At 66.2% G+C, this 18304-nt stretch carries 19 protein-coding genes and 1 tRNA gene; 8 read left to right on the forward strand and 12 right to left on the reverse strand.

Going from position 1 to position 18304, the window contains the following annotated elements; all coding sequences use genetic code 11:
• Positions 1-15: 15 nt before the first annotated feature.
• Positions 16-1212, forward strand: coding sequence for a trans-sulfuration enzyme family protein (locus tag QNM97_RS14130; protein ID WP_283819082.1), 1197 nt, complete (start codon positions 16-18; stop codon positions 1210-1212).
• Positions 1213-1248: 36 nt separating this feature from the next.
• On the opposite strand, the gene QNM97_RS14135 is transcribed toward QNM97_RS14130, so the two are convergent.
• The 3 genes from QNM97_RS14135 to QNM97_RS14145 form a co-directional block, all read right to left on the reverse strand.
• Positions 1249-2397, reverse strand: a complete 1149-nt coding sequence (locus QNM97_RS14135; protein WP_283819083.1) for an acid phosphatase — start codon at positions 2395-2397, stop codon at positions 1249-1251.
• 139 nt (positions 2398-2536) lie between these two features.
• Positions 2537-4045 (reverse strand): DUF7782 domain-containing protein, encoded by a 1509-nt coding sequence (locus QNM97_RS14140; protein WP_283819084.1) that lies wholly within the window; start codon positions 4043-4045, stop codon positions 2537-2539.
• Positions 4045-4257 (reverse strand): hypothetical protein, encoded by a 213-nt coding sequence (locus tag QNM97_RS14145; protein WP_208796106.1) that lies wholly within the window; start codon positions 4255-4257, stop codon positions 4045-4047. The genes QNM97_RS14140 and QNM97_RS14145 overlap by 1 nt, the downstream gene beginning before the upstream one ends.
• Before the next feature lie 242 nt (positions 4258-4499).
• On the opposite strand from QNM97_RS14145, the gene QNM97_RS14150 reads away from it, so the two are divergent.
• A complete protein-coding gene (locus QNM97_RS14150; RefSeq protein ID WP_283819085.1) occupies positions 4500-6218 on the forward strand; it encodes a hypothetical protein in 1719 nt (572 codons plus the stop codon).
• A gap of 16 nt (positions 6219-6234) precedes the next feature.
• Here the strand turns inward: QNM97_RS14150 and QNM97_RS14155 are convergent, their stop codons facing one another.
• The 5 genes from QNM97_RS14155 to QNM97_RS14175 form a co-directional block, all read right to left on the reverse strand.
• Positions 6235-6786 carry an NUDIX domain-containing protein gene (locus tag QNM97_RS14155; protein ID WP_283819086.1) on the reverse strand — a complete coding sequence of 184 codons (552 nt, stop codon included), beginning with the start codon at positions 6784-6786 and terminating at the stop codon, positions 6235-6237.
• Positions 6787-6879: 93 nt separating this feature from the next.
• The gene (locus tag QNM97_RS14160; protein ID WP_283819087.1) at positions 6880-7269 is read right to left on the reverse strand and encodes a hypothetical protein; all 390 of its coding nucleotides are present in this window, start codon (positions 7267-7269) and stop codon (positions 6880-6882) included.
• 260 nt (positions 7270-7529) lie between these two features.
• Positions 7530-8279 (reverse strand): hypothetical protein, encoded by a 750-nt coding sequence (locus QNM97_RS14165; RefSeq protein ID WP_283819088.1) that lies wholly within the window; start codon positions 8277-8279, stop codon positions 7530-7532.
• Between the two features lie 583 nt (positions 8280-8862).
• Positions 8863-9642, reverse strand: coding sequence for an SDR family NAD(P)-dependent oxidoreductase (locus QNM97_RS14170; protein WP_283819089.1), 780 nt, complete (start codon positions 9640-9642; stop codon positions 8863-8865).
• Between the two features lie 215 nt (positions 9643-9857).
• Positions 9858-10763, reverse strand: coding sequence for a LysR family transcriptional regulator (locus tag QNM97_RS14175; RefSeq protein ID WP_283819090.1), 906 nt, complete (start codon positions 10761-10763; stop codon positions 9858-9860).
• Between the two features lie 285 nt (positions 10764-11048).
• On the opposite strand from QNM97_RS14175, the gene QNM97_RS14180 reads away from it, so the two are divergent.
• Entirely contained in the window at positions 11049-11705 is a 657-nt protein-coding gene (locus QNM97_RS14180; protein ID WP_283819091.1) for a hypothetical protein, read from the forward strand.
• Between the two features lie 70 nt (positions 11706-11775).
• Here QNM97_RS14180 and QNM97_RS14185 read toward each other — a convergent pair.
• A tRNA-Leu gene (locus tag QNM97_RS14185) sits at positions 11776-11861 on the reverse strand.
• Positions 11862-11912: 51 nt separating this feature from the next.
• Complete coding sequence (locus QNM97_RS14190; RefSeq protein ID WP_208795843.1) at positions 11913-12596, reverse strand: type 1 glutamine amidotransferase domain-containing protein; 684 nt, start codon at positions 12594-12596, stop codon at positions 11913-11915.
• Between the two features lie 159 nt (positions 12597-12755).
• Here QNM97_RS14190 and QNM97_RS14195 point away from each other — a divergent pair, with 159 nt between their 5' ends.
• The 5 genes from QNM97_RS14195 to QNM97_RS14215 all read left to right on the forward strand — a co-directional run bounded on the left by QNM97_RS14195 (position 12756) and on the right by QNM97_RS14215 (position 16269).
• Positions 12756-13328, forward strand: a complete 573-nt coding sequence (locus tag QNM97_RS14195; protein WP_283819092.1) for a TetR/AcrR family transcriptional regulator — start codon at positions 12756-12758, stop codon at positions 13326-13328.
• 100 nt (positions 13329-13428) lie between these two features.
• Positions 13429-14352: an acetoacetate decarboxylase family protein gene (locus QNM97_RS14200; protein WP_283819093.1), complete on the forward strand. Its 924-nt coding sequence runs from the start codon at positions 13429-13431 to the stop codon at positions 14350-14352.
• A gap of 47 nt (positions 14353-14399) precedes the next feature.
• Positions 14400-15374 carry an NAD(P)H-quinone oxidoreductase gene (locus tag QNM97_RS14205; RefSeq protein ID WP_283823199.1) on the forward strand — a complete coding sequence of 325 codons (975 nt, stop codon included), beginning with the start codon at positions 14400-14402 and terminating at the stop codon, positions 15372-15374.
• A gap of 80 nt (positions 15375-15454) precedes the next feature.
• The gene (locus QNM97_RS14210) at positions 15455-15916 is read left to right on the forward strand and encodes a transcriptional regulator (RefSeq protein WP_208795840.1); all 462 of its coding nucleotides are present in this window, start codon (positions 15455-15457) and stop codon (positions 15914-15916) included.
• Positions 15913-16269 (forward strand): DUF3817 domain-containing protein, encoded by a 357-nt coding sequence (locus QNM97_RS14215; protein ID WP_006371557.1) that lies wholly within the window; start codon positions 15913-15915, stop codon positions 16267-16269. The genes QNM97_RS14210 and QNM97_RS14215 overlap by 4 nt, the downstream gene beginning before the upstream one ends.
• 52 nt (positions 16270-16321) lie before the next feature.
• Here QNM97_RS14215 and QNM97_RS14220 read toward each other — a convergent pair whose 3' ends face one another.
• Both QNM97_RS14220 and QNM97_RS14225 read right to left on the reverse strand, forming a co-directional pair.
• Positions 16322-17623 (reverse strand): flavin monoamine oxidase family protein, encoded by a 1302-nt coding sequence (locus QNM97_RS14220; RefSeq protein ID WP_283819094.1) that lies wholly within the window; start codon positions 17621-17623, stop codon positions 16322-16324.
• Between the two features lie 66 nt (positions 17624-17689).
• Positions 17690-18298 (reverse strand): TetR/AcrR family transcriptional regulator, encoded by a 609-nt coding sequence (locus tag QNM97_RS14225; protein ID WP_283819095.1) that lies wholly within the window; start codon positions 18296-18298, stop codon positions 17690-17692.
• Positions 18299-18304 lie beyond the last annotated feature (6 nt).

Here is an 18304-nt window from a genome sequence, read left to right on the forward strand (position 1 = left end):
CGGAGTGGAACCGACATGAACGAGCACACCGGCGATGTACTGCGTACGAGCGGCGACATGACGGCGTGCGTGCACGCGGGCAATGACACCGGCGGGCCGTCGATCCGCACCCCGATCACCATGGCCAACTCGTATCACCTGCCACCGAATCCGGAGACCGCCGACTGGTCGGGCACCGATCAACTCTTCTACACCCGCAACACCGGCGCCAATCAGGCTGCGCTGCAGCGGAAACTGGCTCTACTCGACCACGGAGACGACGCGGTCGCGCTCGCCTCCGGCGTCGCGGCCCTGCACGCGGTGTTCTTCACCTTCCTCGCCACCGGCGACCACGTGGTGGTCTCCGACACGACCTACGAGGCGACGTTCAAACTGTGGACCGAACTGATGCCGCGCAAGTACGGCATCGAGGCGAGCTTCGTCGACGTCACCGACCTCGACGCCGTGGCCGCAGCCGTTCGGCCCACCACCCGGATGCTCGTCACCGAGGCGATCGCCAACCCGACCACCAAGGTCGCCGACATCGCCGCGCTCGCCGAGATCGCACACCGCGCCGATGCGCTGTTGATGGTCGACTCGACGTTCACTCCCCCGCCGCTGTATCGGCCGTTGACCGACGGCGCCGATCTCGTCGTGCATTCGCTCACCAAGTACATCAACGGACACGGAGATGCCATGGGCGGCGCGGTGATCGGCGCAGCGCATCTCATCGCACGGATCAAATCGGAGGCGATGGTCGACGTCGGCGGGATCATCTCACCGTTCAACGCGTGGCTGATCGACCGCGGGTCCATCACCCTGCCGCTGCGGCTGCGTCAGCATCAGACGACCGCGCAGCGACTCGCCGAACTCCTCGCCGGCGATCCGCGAATCGCGTACGTGGCCTACCCGGGCCTGGGCACCCATCCGCAACACGACCTCGCCGCACGGCAATTCGGTGGGCGCGGGTTCGGCGCGATGATGGCGTTCGCCGTCGACGGTGATCCGGCGACCCAGAATCGGTTCGTGTCGCACCTGCGAGTGATCACCTCGGCGGTCTCGCTGGGTCACGACGAGTCCCTCATCGTGCACGTCGGGACCGACGGGCCGCGGGTCGCCGCCTATCCCAAGCCCTTTCGCACCTTCGGGCACCTACGGTTCTCGGTCGGGCTCGAGGATGCGGACGATCTCGTCGACGATCTCACCCGCGCCCTCGACGCCACCTTCGGCTGACCATCCGGCTGCGACGGTACGCCCTGGAGGGCACTCTCAGCGGGTCACCCACGCGCGTGCGATGTCGAGCCGCTGCCATCCGCCGGACGGCCCGCTCTTGTCCAGGGGGTAGCCGGCGGGCAGCGCGGTCCGGGCCAGGATGTCGCGCAGCTGGGCCGTGCTGAGTCCGGGATGTGCGGCGCGGATGAGGTTTTCGGCGCCTGCGGGCACGTTCTCCGCGCGGGCCGCCCCGGTCGGCAGGAAGGAGTAGGTCGCCCGCTGCCGGTAGGTCGTCAGCGCCGTCGCGGTGGGTTGGGCGGCCTGCTGGCAGGCGACGATCGCCCCGATCGGGGCGCCCACGCGTGCCTGCAGTACCGACCGCAGTTCGGTGCGCGCCTGCGCGAACAGCCCGGCGAAGCGCGGGTCACCGAGCATCTCGGAGGTCACGGCCTGCGCGAGCATCCGACCACCGATGACGTCGAGCGGATAGTGCACCCCGAGCACGACGCGGTGGTACCCGTAGTCGGCGCCGCGCGCGAGGATCTGCGGACCCTCCTCGGGCACCATCGCCGCGATCAGGAAGGCCTGGGTGTAGCCCCAGGTGGTGTGGCCCGACGGGTAGGAGCCGCTACCGCGCACCGCCGCGTACAGATCGGGGCGGCCGTCGCCGTAGTGGCGGATCAGTTGCGGCGCAACCTCGAACGGCCGCGGGTACTGAAAGTACTTCTTCTCCTTGCTGGTCCCGGTCCGCTCACCCGCCGGCGACTCGTCTCCGAGCAGCAGCGCGGCGGTCTTCGGCAACTGTCCGGCACGCAGCGCCGCGTAGAACGCCGGAGCCAGACGGGAACCCAGTGCGTCGAAGATCGCCGGGCCCTCGATCGCATAGTTGTCGTTCACCGCGGCGCGGGCGGTCGCCGGGCTCGCGGTGTTGTTGATCGCGACGGCCTCGGCGAGGTTCTGCCGGCGCACCAGCGGCGACGCCGACGAGAAGCCGTCCAGGATGGCGATGTGATCGCGCGGCGCTGGGGTCGCGAATGCCTGATCGGTTTGCCCCGCAGCGAAACCCGCGGATGCGGGTACCTGCGTCGGTGCGAACGCGCATGCCGGGGCTGCGGTGGCCGGCGATTGCGCCACCGCGGTGGGGATCACCAATGCCGCGGCAGCCAGGATCGCCGCCACCATCGAATTCACTGTCCGACGCCTCATGGTCTCCTCCGGGTCCGGCCGGCCACGCCGGCACCACACATCTCGGTGTCTCACCTCACGGAGGTCACCGGATCACCCGGCATCGACCGGTTTCACACCAGGTGAACAGTCGGTGAAGAGTCCTGCGGGATCGGACAATTCACCGAACCTCGAAGAGGATTCCGCGGCCGATCGCGTCGCGGACCACGGGAAGTGCTGCCTGTGCCAGTGCGTCGGCATCGACACTGTGGTGCGCGGCAAGCAAATCGATCAGGGTGCCGAGTTCGACCGCTCCGCGGCATCCGGCGAGCAGCGCTCGCGACACCTCGTCGACGCCGAGGACAGCACCCGGCCCGCCGGGGCGCCGCACCGCCGACCCGATCTCCTGCCAGCCGTCGTCGCCCGGCAACGATTGTGTCTCGCAGAACACCGGCGCACAGGCCAGCCGCGCCGTCAACAGGTGGTCGTCGTCGTGGGCACGCAGGTAGGCGCGCCGGTCCAGGAAGGCTTTGGCCTCGGGTCCGGTCACCTCCTCCCCCGCAGCGGTGATCTCTTCGAGGATGTGCTCGCCGTCGGTTGACCGCGAGCCGGCGCGCTTGCGAACGGTGATGACGCCCATGCCGATTCCGGTGATCTTCTCCTCGGCGAACCAATCGAGCCAGTCGGAGCCGCGTCGGGCGACCTGGTCGGGGTCCTCGCCGGCATCGGAGAGCCACAGGGAGATGTAGCTGATCGGGTCGGCGAGCTCCCGTTGCACCACCCAGGCGTCGAGTCCGGTGCCGGCCAACCAGCCGCCGACGCGGTCCCGCCAGTCGGCGCCGTCGCGCACCATCCAGTTGGCGAGCAATTGGGCGGTTCCACCGTCGGTCAGGTGGTCCGGCAATCCGGCGATCAGCTCGGCGCACAGAGCGTCACCGGCCCGTCCGGAATCACGGTAGATGTAGTCCTGTGCGCCGGCCCCGACCACGAACGGCGGGTTGGACACGATCAGGTCGAACCGTTCCCCGGCGACGGGCTCGAACAGACTGCCCGCCCGCAGATCCCAGGTCATGTCGTTGAGCGTTGCGGTGGCCGCGGCCAAGGCCAGCGCCCGTGGATTGGTGTCGGTGGCCACGATGGACCCGCAGTGGGCGTCGAGATGCAGTGCCTGGATGCCGCACCCCGTGCCGAGATCCAGGGCGGTGTCGACGCGGTCGCGGATCACCGCGCGCGCCAACGAGATCGACGCTCCACCGATGCCGAGCACGTGGTCGTGGGCCACCGGTCCGCTGCGCATCGCCGCGTCCTGATCGGAGATGACGAGGAAGTCGTTGGTGTCGTCGGCGTGGGGACGGATATCGAGGATCGCGCGGTATCGGCCGTCGGGACGCTGATCGACGACGCCTTCGGCGATCAGCGCCGGCACGCCGGTGCTCGGGAAGGCCGCTGCCAGCGTCGGCCCGTCCTCGTCGGAGCCGAGTAGGAACAGTCTGATCAACGTCGACAGTGACTCGCGGGGGCCGCCGGGTCGCGCCGCGCGCAATGCGGGCCACCAGACCCCGCGGCCCAGCGCGTCGTTGGCGTCGTCACCGAGTGCTTCCGCCACCCCGTCCGCGGTGTAGCCGGCGGCGCGTAGGTCGGCTCCGAGGGCGACCACCACCGGGCGCGACTGCAGAGGCAGTGTCGTCATCAGCCGACGCTCCGATACTTCTTGTGCATGGCCTGTTTGGAAACACCAAGCAACACACCGATTTCGGCCCAGGAAAGGCCCGCCGCGCGGGCTCGCCGGACGGCGACCTCCTCGTCGCGAGCGATTTCGGCACGGCGCCGGGCGACGGCAGCCAGTGCGGTCACCGGGTTGTCGGGGCCGCCAGATTCGTCTGGTCCGAGGCTTGTGCGCATGGCATCATCATTCACCGGAGCTCACCGGGGGTCAACCTTGGTTGACGATCTACTCGTCGACGTGGTCTTTCCCCCCGACACAGCACACCCCGATCGTGATTGCGGTCACGATCGGCTCGTCATACAAAGGTTATGCTAACTTTACTTTCGGTTTCCGCGCGAGGACGCTCCTCGATGCCCACCCGGGCACATGTCGGAGAGCCGAGGCCGGATGTCTGTTCGGGGGGGTCAGAGGAGTGCGCGTGAAGACGGTTGGTGCGGTAGGAAATCGACGCTCGCGACGCACTCGCACGTGGGCCGTACGGGTCTCGGCGGTGGCGACGCTCACGGCATTCTCGGCGAGCGCGTTCACCTCCAACGGCACTGCGGCGGTGATCAATCCGGCGCTGGTTCCCGCTCCCACACCGGTCGCCGAGAAGGCGGCCCCGAAATCCCCGAAGACTCCCGAGCCCGAGACCTATCAGGAGCGGATCGACCGCATCGCGCAGAGCCCGCGCTCGTTGCTCGCGCCCCTGCAGGAGAACCGAGGCAAGGCGACGGTCTGCGTCAGCGGCGAGTTCACCAGTTTGTCGGTGGTGTATGACTCGCTGTTCGAATCGCTGTTGCCCTCGCTGCCACCGCAGCTACGCCAGAATGCCTACGCCGCACGCGATGCCGCGCATCGGGACATGAAGCGCCTGAACATCTCGACGCTGGCGATCTCCGACAACCCGATGGCTCTCGGCGCCGACTCCGCCGATCCGTCGATGACCTACCGCGGTCCGGTGTCGCAGTGGATTGTCACGCAGCTGTTGAAGGTTCGCGACGGCCAGGAGAACGAGGCGATCCCGCTCGGCAACATCACGCTGACCCAGGCGGTGGAGACGGCGTGGCTGTATCTGTTCGTCACCGTCGTCGCACCGGTGAAGCTCGCCGCCCAGCTCACCCCGTTCCTGGGTAGTCCGTTGGCCGGAACTGCGCTCGACAGCTACCAGGGATATTTCACGTACAACACCATCCTGCAACTCGCCGTACAGGGCGGTGTCCTGGGCTCGCAGTATCTGTACCAGGGGATTTCCAACATGGTGATGAACCAGTGCGTCGCCCGGGTCACCGAGGATCAGCGAGAGCAGGCCGGGCGCCCCAGCGACGACGCCACTTACCACATTGACATCCCCGCGGTGGTGCGTGCCGCGGCAGGACAGCTCGCGCTCGCCGACAACGACAACTGCCGGCAGATCGGCACGCTGCCGTTGAGTCGCATCGTCACCCGCACCGGCGAGTATGCGCAGCAACTGGTCACCACCGATGCCCAGAAGCAGAAGATCGTGAGTGAGACCAACGCGATTCTGGCGAAGATGCGGGCAACCCGGGTGCCGCACAACCTGATTCCCGCCGACCCGGCCGACTTCACACAACTCGAGTCCTTCGCCTCGCTCATCGGCAGTCTGATCCCCTACGTCGGCGGCGCCCCGCTCGACATCACGATCGGCCTCAAGCACAACCTCGATCAGGGCGACAATCCGTTCGAGACCGTGAGCGTCGCCGACCTGACCGTCACCAAGTCGCTGACGGCTGCCTACTACTCGTACTACCTGTCGCTGTACCTGTTCACCACGGTCGGCGGCTTGGCCGAAGGTCAGATCCTGGGAAGCCCGACCGTCGGCTTCCTCTCCCCCACGCGGGCCATCGGCGCCGTGGCGGCACTGCCTCTGACCTACGGGCTCGTCAACTACCACAACGTGATCCGCTCGATGTGCCTGAGCGAGGACGACACGACCGGGACCGGCCGCGGCGCGCAGGTCAATCGCGACAACGCCGTCTTGCCGTCGGCGAGTACGACCACGCCGACCGTCGTCCGGCCGGGTCGACCGTCGAGTTCCGCGCCGTCGAGCGCGCCACGGCGCGGAGCGTCCTCGCCGACGTCGACGCCGGCGCCGGTCATCCCGGGTCTACCGATCCGGATCCCGGGCATCAATTAGAACCGGTCGACCGCGCTCATCGGCGAGCCTCGTCGATCCACTTCTGCACCAAGTGAATTGCCGTGATGCTCTGTCCGTCGTCGACCGCGCCGGTGGCCACCATCTCGTCGACTTGGGTCATCGTGAAGAACTCAGCGGTGTCGAACTGCTCGTCGGAGACCTCCTGCTCACCGTCGAAGGTGAGGTCGCGCGCGAGGCAGGTGGCCATCCGTTCGGTCATGAGCCCGTTGCACACGCGTGTCCGGCCGAGCACTTCCCACGCCGACGCACGAATCCCGGTCTCTTCGTGGAGCTCTCGCGCCGCGGCTGCCAGTGCCTCCTGACCGTCACCGCCGCCCCCGGGCAGTTCCCAGTGCCACTGCTGTGACGGATAGGAGAATGTCCGCACCAGGTAGAGCCTGTCGGCATCGTCGAGTGCCGCGATCATGACCGAATCGTTGGACTCCACCACGCCATAGATGCCCTCGGTTCCCAGAGGTGTGATCACCCGATCCTCGCGGACACGCATCCACGGGTTCTCGTAGGGGATCGTCGACCCGAGCAGGGTCCAGGGGTTGTCGGTGCGCATGGCTTGATTGTGCTCGATCGACTGCCGGTCGGCAGGCGTCGTCCCGTGTGACCTCGCAGGGTTCCCTCGGCGCCTGCGACTTCGGCATGCAGTTCACCCCAGCAGCCAGGTGAAGTCTGCATTCACGTAGTTGTTCTCGATCATCTTGCGCATCACATCCCGCGCCGCTGCTTCCGCCGCCGGCCATCGTGGATCGCCGGTTTGCCCCTCGCCGTCGTTGACTTCAGAATCATCGACCAACGGATCGTACAGAACAAACAATCCATTGAAAGCGGATACCTCATTTGCGTAGATTACCGTGCCGACCGCATCAATCGGCCGAGGAAAGACGTCGCAGAGATCGTAGAGAATCTCAATACACAACCCCGGAGAATACGACGACAAATGCTTTTCCGACGTCCAGTAATTTTCATCTCGCGCGTGTGCGATCATCGTCACTGCACTGAGCACATTCGACCGCATATATGGGTAACGTACTGCCACCAGACCCCCCACCTTCCATGATCCCGAGTTCGTTCCGGCCGGCGCCTGAGTTACCTCATCCGGTCTGGATCAGATTCTGGCCCGTGACGACTCGCCGCCACATTCTCATCGACTGCGCCGCCCTCAGCGAGCGGGTCATGCATCGGAAAGCGTCGCATCTGTGCACCCAGTGGACAACGGCTCAGCACCTTGCGGAAATGATCCGATAGCCGCTGCGCAGCAACCTGATCGAGAACATCGGCGAACGGTCCCGTAGGCACTCAGAACGACACCTGCGATTCCGGGAACACCACATCACCGATCGCTTCATTCGGGACACCCAGCAACTGCAAGCTATCGATGCGGGCCTCCCGGACCACCGACTCGACAGCACCTCGATCACCGCCGGCCACCGCATCCCGCAAAGCGGTGAAGTACCCCTGATAGGTACGCGGGTTCTTTCGCGTCGACGCATACGGCTTGTACCGCTCAAGGAACGGATCGGCCAGCACCGAGTCAATATCGCTGACCAACTCGTCACGAGAACGCGACCCGCACACGACTCGCATCGACACGAGCAGTTGTAATGCCGGCCCCTCGAAAAGGAACTGTCCATGAGCCTCACGCCGAGCCTTGACTACCTCCATCTCAGACAGGTCGTCCGCGAGGTTGGCCGGTGTCAGGTCCAGCCTTTCGCACGTCACTGCAGTCACCCATTCTGCGACAGCCTCGGGAGAACTCAACTCCTCAAAAAAGCGAGGCCGATCCTCACCCGAGACTATGAAGTGTTCACTCGACACGCCATGTGCATCTCCTGTCTTAGACGCATGCGGCGGTCGGCCCAGGAACGTGTTGTAAGCGACGAGTCTGCCCAGGCGGGTGTCTTCGTAGCCGACGAACTGCAGCCACCAGCCAACGGGCGCCCGAACCACCCGAGTAGAGGCGCCCTTCCCGGAGAGCACCCACTCCTCGCCCAGGACCTCTGCAGCGCCGACGGCCAGCTCCCGCCAACGTTGTGCACCAATACCCACCCTGTCGCCCCCTCACCGGTCCAGAAAAACCTGCTGCGCCGACTATCTGAATCTCCGAACCCGCATATCGCCCTTGGAGAACGAACACGCGACTCGATCAGCACGGTGACAGGTCGTGTGCCAATCGCTCACAGGACACAACCCTCCACCACGTACGTACTCGTACATCATAGGTTTGGCATTGCAAATCTACTCCGGTAGCCAATCACGAACACCGGGGGTAGGGCAAGCCAATGGCTCGATCGGCAGCCGCGTACAGACTGCCGCATTGCTCGATTGACGACGATGTACTCCCCCACCTCCAGCGAACCCCCGCAGAGACAGGGACCCGCGACACCGAGTCGCCACCGCAGCCCAGCAGCCGCTCACGGCCACAACGGTCGGCACCTCGTCAAATCGCATCTCACCAACATTCCCCCGTAGTCGCCGTGTCGGTCGGCGCCCCACCGCGCGCCGACCGACACGGCACCCCGGGAATATCACTGGGTCCGAAGCGGTCTCGTCGGACCCGACATCGACGGCAGGGTATACCGACTCACCTCGCTCCTGGTACGCGAGCTCCGTCAGCCCCGGGGATGAGCCGTCAGCTCATGACCGCCCCACCGTCGACGGCGATCGACTGTCCGGTGACGTTGCGGGCTTTGTCGCTGAGCAGGAAGGCCACCATCTCGGCGATGTCACCCGCAGATTGGGGCCGACCCATGGGCACCATCTGCTGAACGAAACCGGCGAAAACGTCGTCGTCAGAGACTCCCTCCAGGGAACTGTCGCGACCGCGCAGCCACGCAATGGTCTGACGCCACATATCGGTGAGAATCAGACCGGGAAGCACCGTGTTGCAACGAATCCCGCGTAGCGCCCCCGCTCGCGCCACACTGTGGCCGAGCTCGATGACAGCGGCCTTCGACGCCCCGTAGTGGGTGAGCATCTCATTGCCGAGCCGGGCGCCGATGGAGGCGATATTGACGATCGCGGCGGCTCCGTCGGCCCGTTTCACCAACTCCTGGCAGGTGAGGAAGGTACCGCGAGCATTGACGGCAAACGTGCTGTCCCACAATTCCTGATCGATCTCGACCAGCGGTGTGAACAGTCCGGTGCCCGCGGTATTGACCAGGCCGCACAGGGTCCCGGCCTCTGCGGCCGTGTCGAACATCGCCGAGACGGCGGCCGCATCGCGCACGTCGCAGGCGATCGGCACCACATCGGCGTCGACCTCCTGCCAACGTGGATCTGATTCCCGCTCAGGGTGTTCCGCCGAGAGGTCGGCGAGAACGAGCGCGTCATAGTCGGCGGCCAGGCGCAGTGCGATCTCAGCTCCGAGGCCACGGGCGGCGCCGGTGACAATGGCTACGCGAGTGGTCATGCGCGTTGCTCCCTACACAGATGGTTCGTCATCGAATGAACTCCTTTGGATGAATCACACAGCGTCGTGTGACGCTCACCACCTTCTGATCGGAAGCGCGGAAAGTCCATGTCGCATTGCCCGTTCGGCGTTAAGCAGACGAGTAACGGTCCAGGTCCCCGACCGTTCCACCACTCAGGTCCTCGACTGTTACACCGACGTACAACCCCGTCAGGTCAGTGAGTTGCGTTGCGCCCGATCCGAACCGACGCAACGGCGCGCCGAAGTGCGTTCACGAGAGGCGAGAAATCATCGGCGCGCGTGCACAGCGACAATGGACATGGATCGATGCCTTCGATCGGGACGAATACCACCCCGGGATTGCGGTAGGCATCGGCGACGAACTGTCCGGTGATCGCCATCGCCTGCCTGGCGGCGACCACCTCCAGCAGCTCATCCATCGTCTGGACCGATGGCCCGTACCGCACCGGCCTTCCACCGGGACGCGGGTCGCACGCCCACCAGCGCACCCATGCGGGATCTGCCTCATCGTCGGCGACATGCAGCTCGTCGTCGAGTTCGCCTATGCCGATGGATGTTCGAGCCGCGAGTGGGTGGCCGGTGGGCAGCGCGGCAACCCGCCGCTCCTGCACCACCACATCGAAGCGCAAGCCGCTCGTGTCGGTGACCGGCGGACGTACCAGTGCAGCGTCGACCTGACTCTCGCGAACCGCCGAAATCTGTCGGGGCCAAGGGAGTTCCAGCAATTGCACTGTCGCCGAGGGCATCGTCCGCTGTAGTTCGTCGAGTACCTCGCGTAGATGGATACCGGTGCTCGCGGTCATGAATCCCAGACGTGCCGAGCTTGCGGCCCGACGCCGAAAGGCCTCCGCCGACGCCACTGCTCGGTCCGCGGCGTTCAGGGCCAGCCGGGCGTCGGCCAGAAAAGCACGCCCCGCCTCTGTCGGGACCACGGGGTGGGAGGTGCGATCGATCAGATCGACTCCGAGGGACTGTTCGAGTTTTCGGATCTGCTGGCTCAGCGCGGGTGTGCTGATGAAGCTCCGTTCGGCCGCCCGTCCGAAATGTCCTTCGTCGACGACGGCGATGAGGCGCCGAACCAGACGCAAATTGAGGTCCACGATCGGTCAGTCTAAACGAATTGTGACAGCCCTCACTGCGATGCCGGTCTTGTGACCTGGGCTGTTAAGCGATCGATGAACGAAGTCGCCGAACTGGACATGGTTTCGCGCTGCGTCGGGCGCTTCACTCAGATCAGCGTTTGTGGCGGGGTGCTCAGCCCGTTCAGCCCGCACAACCGCTCGCGGGCCACGTCGCCCACTGCGCCGACGCCACGTCGTCGAAGCGTTTCGAAATGCGCGCGCTGCCGGCCGCGCGACGCACGGAATCAGAATGAGGAGAATCGAATGACCACAATCCAGGCAAGCAGCAACACCACCGCTCAGACCCCGTACGAAGAAGAGTTCATCCACATGATGGATGACGTGGATGTGCTCATCGAGAGCCTCGACAACCCGCTGCACCGCAAGATCCTGATCAATTACCGACGCCACGGACTCCTCGAGGTCTCCGGCCGCTACGACGACCTGCTGGCGCCCTCGATGACCGTCCGCCACCCGCACTATCGGCTGTTCGAGGGTGGGCAGGGCGTGATCCTCGACGGCATGGACGCGGTGCGCACCTTCTATCAGCAGCTCGCGGAGATGGACATGCTGGTCATGTGGACGGGGAAGCAGAAGATGGCGGTGAACGATTGGGGCTTCAGCGGCGAAGCCCAGTTCAATCAGTTCGTTCCCGGAGCGCTTCTCGGCGACAACGTCTTCGCGGCGGTCGGTAGCGATCCGTCGCCGGAATCCCAGTACGACGCCGATGCCTACTACCTCGTGCGTCGCACACTGGCGTTCGTGTGGCCCTACACCGAGGAGGGTCTGCTCATCGGCGAACACGTCTACGAGGACGCCGAATCCAAGGTGATCACCAAGGTCAGCAACGACGACGTGATCACCGGGGTGCGCGCGGCCGAATTGCTTGCACCGATCATCGACAAGTACGGCGCCCTCTGACCCACACACACCCTGGGAAACGCCATGAGTCGCGACATCGTGCGCCAACGATGTCGCGACTCATGGCATATGGTGCGCGAGGGGGGACTTGAACCCCCACGTCCTCCGGACACTGGAACCTAAATCCAGCGCGTCTGCCAATTCCGCCACTCGCGCGTGCCGAATCAGACTACCGCCCACGTCGGCGATCGACGGAATCGACTGCGATCAGAGCAGCGCCGCGACCTTGAGAGCCGTCTCCTTGGCCGATCCGGGGTTCTGGCCGGTGACGAGATTGCCGTCGACAACCGCGTACGAGACGAACGGCAGTCGACCTTTCTCATACAGGGCGCCGCGCTTCTTCATCTCCGCCTCGGCGTTGTAGGGCACCAGCTTGTTCACTCGCGCGAGCACCTCTTCCTGCCAGGCAAAGCCGGTGACCTTGCGGCCGGCGACGAGGAGTGTGCCGTCGGACAGGGTGGTGTTGAGCAGACCGCAGTAGCCGTGGCAGACCGAGGCGACGACTCCTCCCCGCTCGAAGATTTCACGCGTGATCCGCTGTAGCCCTTCGCTTTCGGGAAAGTCGTACATCACCGCGTGACCGCCGGTGAAGTAGATGGCATCGTAGTCGGCGGAGTCGATCTCGTCGGGTGCCGCGGTGGTCTCGAGCAGTTGCATGCGCGCAGGATCGGCATGCCAGGCCTTTGCGGTCTTGTCGTAGTTGGGGAACTTCAGCGATCGCGGCTCCAACGGGACATGGCCGCCGTGCGGACTGACGATCGTCTGCTCGAAGCCGCGGTCGTCGAAGACCTGCCACGCGTGCGTGAGTTCCGAGAGCCATAGGCCGGTCGGGTGGGACGGGTCGTCGTAGTGCCCGACGTTGGTGACGACGTTGAGAATGCGAGTCGCCACGAGACACGCTCCTGTGGGTTCGGTTTCGTGCGCCCGCGTTCTGCGGGGCGCAATGTATACGCTGCATACATTAAGCCCGAGGGTACCCGCCGTCAACCCACGCCCACACCCTGCGGGCGACGCGGCGTTTCATCCGCCGGCCTGGATACACTTCGCTTCATGCCCCCTCGTTCGGCCTACCACCACGGCGACCTGCCCGCCGCGCTGGTTCGTGCCGCGATCGAGCTCGTCGACGCCGAGGGCGCAGACGCCGATCTGTCGCTGCGAGCCGTGGCGCGCCGGGCGGGGGTCTCGACCGGCGCCCCGTATCGCCACTTCGCCGACCGCAACGCCCTGTTGTCCGCGGTGGCTGCGGTGGGCTATCGCGAACTGACCATCACTCTGCAAGCAGCGCACCGGAATCCGAGTTCCGCTCAGGATCTCGCCGACATCGCGGTCGCCTATGTCCACTTCGCGATCGACCGGCCCGGCCTGTTCCGGATCATGTTCGGCGGCGTCTGCGACACCGACAACACCGAACGCGTCGAGGCGGTCGAGGCCATCCACGCCTATCTCCGTGACGTCGTGACGAGCGCAATCCCCTCGGACACACCGGATGCCACGGCCACCGGCGCATGGGCGCTGGTGCACGGCCTCGCATTCCTCTTCCTCGACGGCAAGCTCGATTCGTCGACTCCGGACGCCATCGACTCGACGATCCGCTCCGTCGTGTTGGCGTCCCTGCGCCACTGACCTCGCTCGATCCGCAGCCAGGTCGTCAATGTTGACAGCGTTCACTTTATCGCCCTACCCTCATGTGAGCAATGCATACATACGCGCGAGGAGTAACTCGATGACCATCCCCAACACCACCGAGGACACCGTCGACATCGACGTGGGCGGACGCCTGGTCTCGGTGCCGCGAGGCGGCATGTTCGACCGCCACCGGATGGACGCACCGCTCGACGAGGTGGCGGCCATGCCCGGCGTGCCCGGCGTCGACTTCTTCCGGACTCTCCCGAAAACGCAGGTGGAGACGCCGATCGGCATCACTCGCACGCCGAACTTCTACTACGCGATGGCCTCGGCTCGGCTCACCATGCTCGCCCCGAGTCGCGCGATCCGCGCTCACATCCCCAGCGAACTCGCACCCCTAAAGGTCGTACCCGGCCTCGGTTTGGTGTCGGTGATGTTCTTCCGATACGACGTGTGCGACATCGATTTCTACACCGAGGCCGCTGTCGGGGTCGCGGTGCGTCCGGCCCGCCATGGTGGGCGTGGCATCGCCGATCTCGCGTCGGCCCTCGCCAACGATCACCTGCACTCGTATGTGCTCTCGCTACCGGTCAACACCGAGATCGCGCAGGTGCGTGGCCACGACGGATACGGATTTCCCAAGTGGGTCACCGACCTTCAGGTCAGCATCGACTCGACCCGGACCTCGGCACGCATCGCCAACGACGCCGGTGGCACCGACGTCGTGTTCACGGCATCGACTCCCGCGCAAAAGAACTTCACCAGTGGTGAGCGGGTCTCGACCCTCACCTCCTACACCCGGCGCGCCGGATCGTGGCACTCCACGCTCAATCAGACCAACCTCCTGGCGACCGGAACATCGTTGTTCCCAAGGGGTTTCGATCTGACTGTCGGTGAGGGCCGGATGGCCGACGCTCTGCGTTCCCTCAAGCCGCTGCGGACCATCCGCTTCGACGCGACGACGTCGGCGCAGGCCGCACTGCACATGCCGGTCCCGTTCTCGGTCGGGGCGGCGCGATGAGCCCCAGTCCGACGAGCCCCACTCCGTTGAGTTCGGTACTGTCCACCATGCACGCCATCGTCATCGACGCTGAAAAGAACCTCACCGTCGCCGACATCCCCACTCCCACACCAGGGCCCGACGAGGTACTCCTCCGCGTTGCCGCCGCCGGGATCAACCGTGCCGACCTGATGCAGCGCCAGGGGCTGTATCCACCACCGCCCGGCATCACCGACATCATGGGCATGGAGATCTCCGGCACCGTCGTCGCGCTCGGTCGAGACATCGGCCCCGACTCCCCCGCACTCGGGCAGCAGGTGTGCGCCCTCATCGCCGGTGGCGGGTACGCCGACTACGCCGTCGTCCCGGTGACCCAGGTGCTTCCCGTGCCGTCGGGGGTGTCGCTCGTCGACGCCGCAGCGCTGCCCGAGGTGGCGAGTACGGTCTGGTCCACGGTTGTCGCCGACGCCGGGCTCCGCGCGGGCGAGCTGTTGCTCGTGCACGGCGGTGGTAGCGGTATCGGCACCCACGCGATCCAGGTGGCCAAGGCCCTCGGAGCGCACGTCGCGGTGACCGTCGGCTCCGAGTACAAGGCCCAGCGCTGCCGAGCGCTCGGTGCCGACCTCGTGATCAACTATCGCGAACAGGATTTCGCCGCCGAGCTGGCCGGGCGCACCGATGTGATCCTCGACATCATGGGCGGCAGCTACCTGTCGCGCAACATCGACGCCCTCGCCGTGGGCGGACGACTGGTGATCATCGGGATGCAGGGCGGCGTCACCGGCGAGGTCAACGTCGCCGCGCTGATCGGCAAACGGGCCCGGATCATCGGACTCAACGTCCGCAACCGACCCCTGACCGGTCCGGGATCGAAGGCCGAGATCGTGGCCGCGGTGGCCGCCGACGAATGGCCGCTGGTCGAGCAAGGCCTCGTCGCGCCGGTGATCTCCGCACGGCTTCCGCTCGCCGATGCCGAGCGTGGGCAGGCGCTGCTCGAATCGGCGGACTCCGTCGGGAAGGTCCTCCTGTTGACCGGGCAGTGACCCGCACGAGAGGCTATGTAGACAGAGATCACCCGGACCGCCCGGCAGCTCATCGGCGCAGGCCAGGTACCGTCGTAGGTATGTCCGCGCAGCCCGGCCGTCGACGGCACCGCCCCGCACTCCTGGTGCTGGTGGTGGTTGCCGCGATTGTCTGTCTCGGCCTGGCGTGGTGGCAGTGGGACACCTACGAGGCCGGCGGGACCGGCCAGAACCTGGGTTACGCGTTGCAGTGGCCGGCTTTCGGTTTCGCGTTCCTGTGGGCCTATCGACGGTTCGTCGTCCTGGAGAGCGACCCCGAGGAACTGCAGAGGGCGACCGCGGCCAAGGGGATGACAGAGATCCCCGAGGACCTGCTCCCCGATCGCGCGAGCACCCCGAGCGCCTCGTCGCTGCGCGAATCGACCGTCGCGGATGACGACGCCGGACTCCGCGAGTACAACAGGTATCTGGCCGAGCTCAGCGCCGCCGATCGTGCACACGGCGACGGACACCTGGCCACCGCCACACCCGATTCATCTGTCAGTGAGGACCGCCGCAAGTGACCCAGACCGCCCAGCCCACCGCCACTCCCGTCGAGAAGGTCAAGGGAGCGCTCCTGCGATATCGCATCCTTGCGTGGGTCACCGGCTTGTGGCTGCTGCTGCTGGTGGTCGAGCTGATCGTCAAGTACGGCTTCGGCGTCGACTCGTTGGACTTCGTACCGATCGTGCACGGCTGGGTGTACTTCGTGTACCTGATCATGACCGTGGATCTGGCCATCAAGGTGCGCTGGCCGCTGGGCAAGATCGTGCTGACGGCGATCGCCGGCACGATCCCATTCCTGTCGTTCTACTTCGAGCACATCCGCACCCGTGAGGTGAAGCAGGAGTACGGCCTCGGCGGCAAGTCGCTGTAGGCCCTGACGCCGCCGGCGGTCGCGCCCCGTAGTCAACCATCCCGCGAGCCGGTCAGGCCCCCGTTCGCAGCGCGCGTGTCACTTCCTCGGCCGCTCGTTCACCGGCACCGATTGCGCCGTCGAGATACCCGGGGTGCTCACTCGCGGTCTCCGCTCCGGCCCAGCGGACGCGCCCGATTGCCTGCGACGACATCGGCAGCTCATCGTGACCGGCGCCGAGTTGCGGCACGGCAATGTAGCCGCCGACGACGTGATCATCGAGGTGCCACGCCTTCTCGTGCCAGTCGACCGGCTCGCGGATGGCGTCCCCGAGATGACCGGCGATCCTGCCCAACAGAAGTCGCCGTCGTTCCTCCGGATCGAGATCATCGAGGTCATGGGCCTCGGCACCGCCGACGAGTAGGCACAGATGGCCTGGGCCGCCCGGGGGCGAGGTGTCGAAGACGGCGACACCGGGACGGTCGAGGAGGATCATCTCGGCGTTGCCCGAGACCCGCCAGAACGGGGTCTGGTACACCGCGATCGCCTTGTAGACCGAGCCCATGAATGCGCCGTGCTCCATCGAGATCCGCTCGGCCGGCAGTGGCGGGTGGTGGGTGATCCGCGCCGCGACCGGCGGCGGTACGGCCACGATGACCTCGCAGGCGCCGATGTCGCCCGAGGCAGTGCGAACGACGACGCGGTCATCGGACCGCTCGATCCCGGTGACGACGCAGTTCGTGCGGACCGCCGAGCCGAGATCGTCGACGAGTCGGTCGACGAGATATCCGATCCCTTCGACGACCAGCCCGTCCTGGGCACCCCCCTTCGTCGACAGCATGGTCACCAGACCACCCTGTACGTCGATGAGGCTCATCATGGTCCGCACCGAGAACCGTTGCGGGTCGGCGGTCCACGAGATCGCGGCGACGACCTCGAGCAGTCGTCGGGCGCCCCCGGGTAGGCGGTCGAGCCAGCTCTGCACGCTCGTCGTCGCCCACGTCTGCCGACGTCGCACGCGGCGGACGGCACTCACGGCGGCGAGACCCGACACGGCGGCGAGCACCGACGCCGAGGTCACCCGCACACGTCGGGAGCCGTCGGCGATGCTGGGCATCGTCGGGGTGTGCATGGTGAATCGGGTTGCACCGAGTTCGTCGGCGAGAGCCATCAGCCGGTGGTGATCGTGCCCCACCCACTGACCACCGAGGTCCAGTCGCGAGCCGAGACTCGACGTCACCGAGTACGCCCGGCCACCGCATCTGTCGCCGGCCTCGAGTACCAGGACGTCGCACCCTGATCGCCGAAGCGCGCGGGCCGCGATCAGACCCGACAGCCCCGCCCCCACCACCACTACATCGACATCGTCACTCATCAAACTCCTCAGTCAGTCGTATGACTGACTTTAGGGCCGGACGGGCTCGAAAGGCAATGGCGTTTCTCAGCGTGCGGGTCGGATGCCGGCTGCGGTGATCACCGTCTCGACGAAGAACGCCAGATCACTCTCGGCGCGGTCGTCGTCGGGGTCGCAGACGTATTGCAGGGTCATGCCGTCGATTCCGGCGAGCAGAATGCGCGCCAGCCGCTCGATCGGCACCGTGGTGGTCTCGCCGGCCCCCTGCGCCGCCCGCTCACACCACTGCACGAGCACGCTGCAATAGCGTTCGTACTGCCACGCGGCGAGGTGCTCCCACCCCGGCTTTCGGAGGCTGTGGTTGAGTAGCTCACCCTGCACGATCTGCAGTCGCACATCGGGTGTCACGAGAGTCGACCAGAACAGTGCGACACCGTCGCGGATCGCCCTCGCGAGCCCGCCCTCCACCGGCAGGGACGCGGCGAGCAACGCGGCGATCTCCTCCACCACATCCTCGATGACGGCCTTGACCAGCTTTTCCTTGGTGGGGAAGACATATTGCAGGGTTCCGAGAGGCACACCGGCCTCGGCAGCGACGGCGCGAAGTGTCGTGGCGGCCACACCCTCTCGCGCCATCACCGCCCGGGCCGCGGCGACCGACCGACGGCTCCGTTCCGACGCCTCGACGTAAACCACGGCGGA

The organism is Gordonia sp. L191, from assembly GCF_030077625.1.
GTDB lineage: Bacteria > Actinomycetota > Actinomycetes > Mycobacteriales > Mycobacteriaceae > Gordonia > Gordonia polyisoprenivorans_A.

Bases quoted from the DNA above. Each gene is read 5' to 3' on its own strand.
- QNM97_RS14180 (WP_283819091.1), top strand. From the start codon at position 11,049: ATGACCACAATCCAGGCAAGCAGCAACACCACCGCTCAGACCCCGTAC.
- QNM97_RS14170 (WP_283819089.1), bottom strand. From the start codon at position 9,642: ATGACCACTCGCGTAGCCATTGTCACCGGCGCCGCCCGTGGCCTCGGA.
- QNM97_RS14210 (WP_208795840.1), top strand. From the start codon at position 15,455: ATGTCCGCGCAGCCCGGCCGTCGACGGCACCGCCCCGCACTCCTGGTG.
- QNM97_RS14155 (WP_283819086.1), bottom strand. From the start codon at position 6,786: ATGCGCACCGACAACCCCTGGACCCTGCTCGGGTCGACGATCCCCTAC.
- QNM97_RS14195 (WP_283819092.1), top strand. From the start codon at position 12,756: ATGCCCCCTCGTTCGGCCTACCACCACGGCGACCTGCCCGCCGCGCTG.
- QNM97_RS14220 (WP_283819094.1), bottom strand. From the start codon at position 17,623: ATGAGTGACGATGTCGATGTAGTGGTGGTGGGGGCGGGGCTGTCGGGT.
- QNM97_RS14145 (WP_208796106.1), bottom strand. From the start codon at position 4,257: ATGCGCACAAGCCTCGGACCAGACGAATCTGGCGGCCCCGACAACCCG.
- QNM97_RS14130 (WP_283819082.1), top strand. From the start codon at position 16: ATGAACGAGCACACCGGCGATGTACTGCGTACGAGCGGCGACATGACG.
- QNM97_RS14135 (WP_283819083.1), bottom strand. From the start codon at position 2,397: ATGAGGCGTCGGACAGTGAATTCGATGGTGGCGGCGATCCTGGCTGCC.
- QNM97_RS14205 (WP_283823199.1), top strand. From the start codon at position 14,400: ATGCACGCCATCGTCATCGACGCTGAAAAGAACCTCACCGTCGCCGAC.
- QNM97_RS14200 (WP_283819093.1), top strand. From the start codon at position 13,429: ATGACCATCCCCAACACCACCGAGGACACCGTCGACATCGACGTGGGC.
- QNM97_RS14140 (WP_283819084.1), bottom strand. From the start codon at position 4,045: ATGACGACACTGCCTCTGCAGTCGCGCCCGGTGGTGGTCGCCCTCGGA.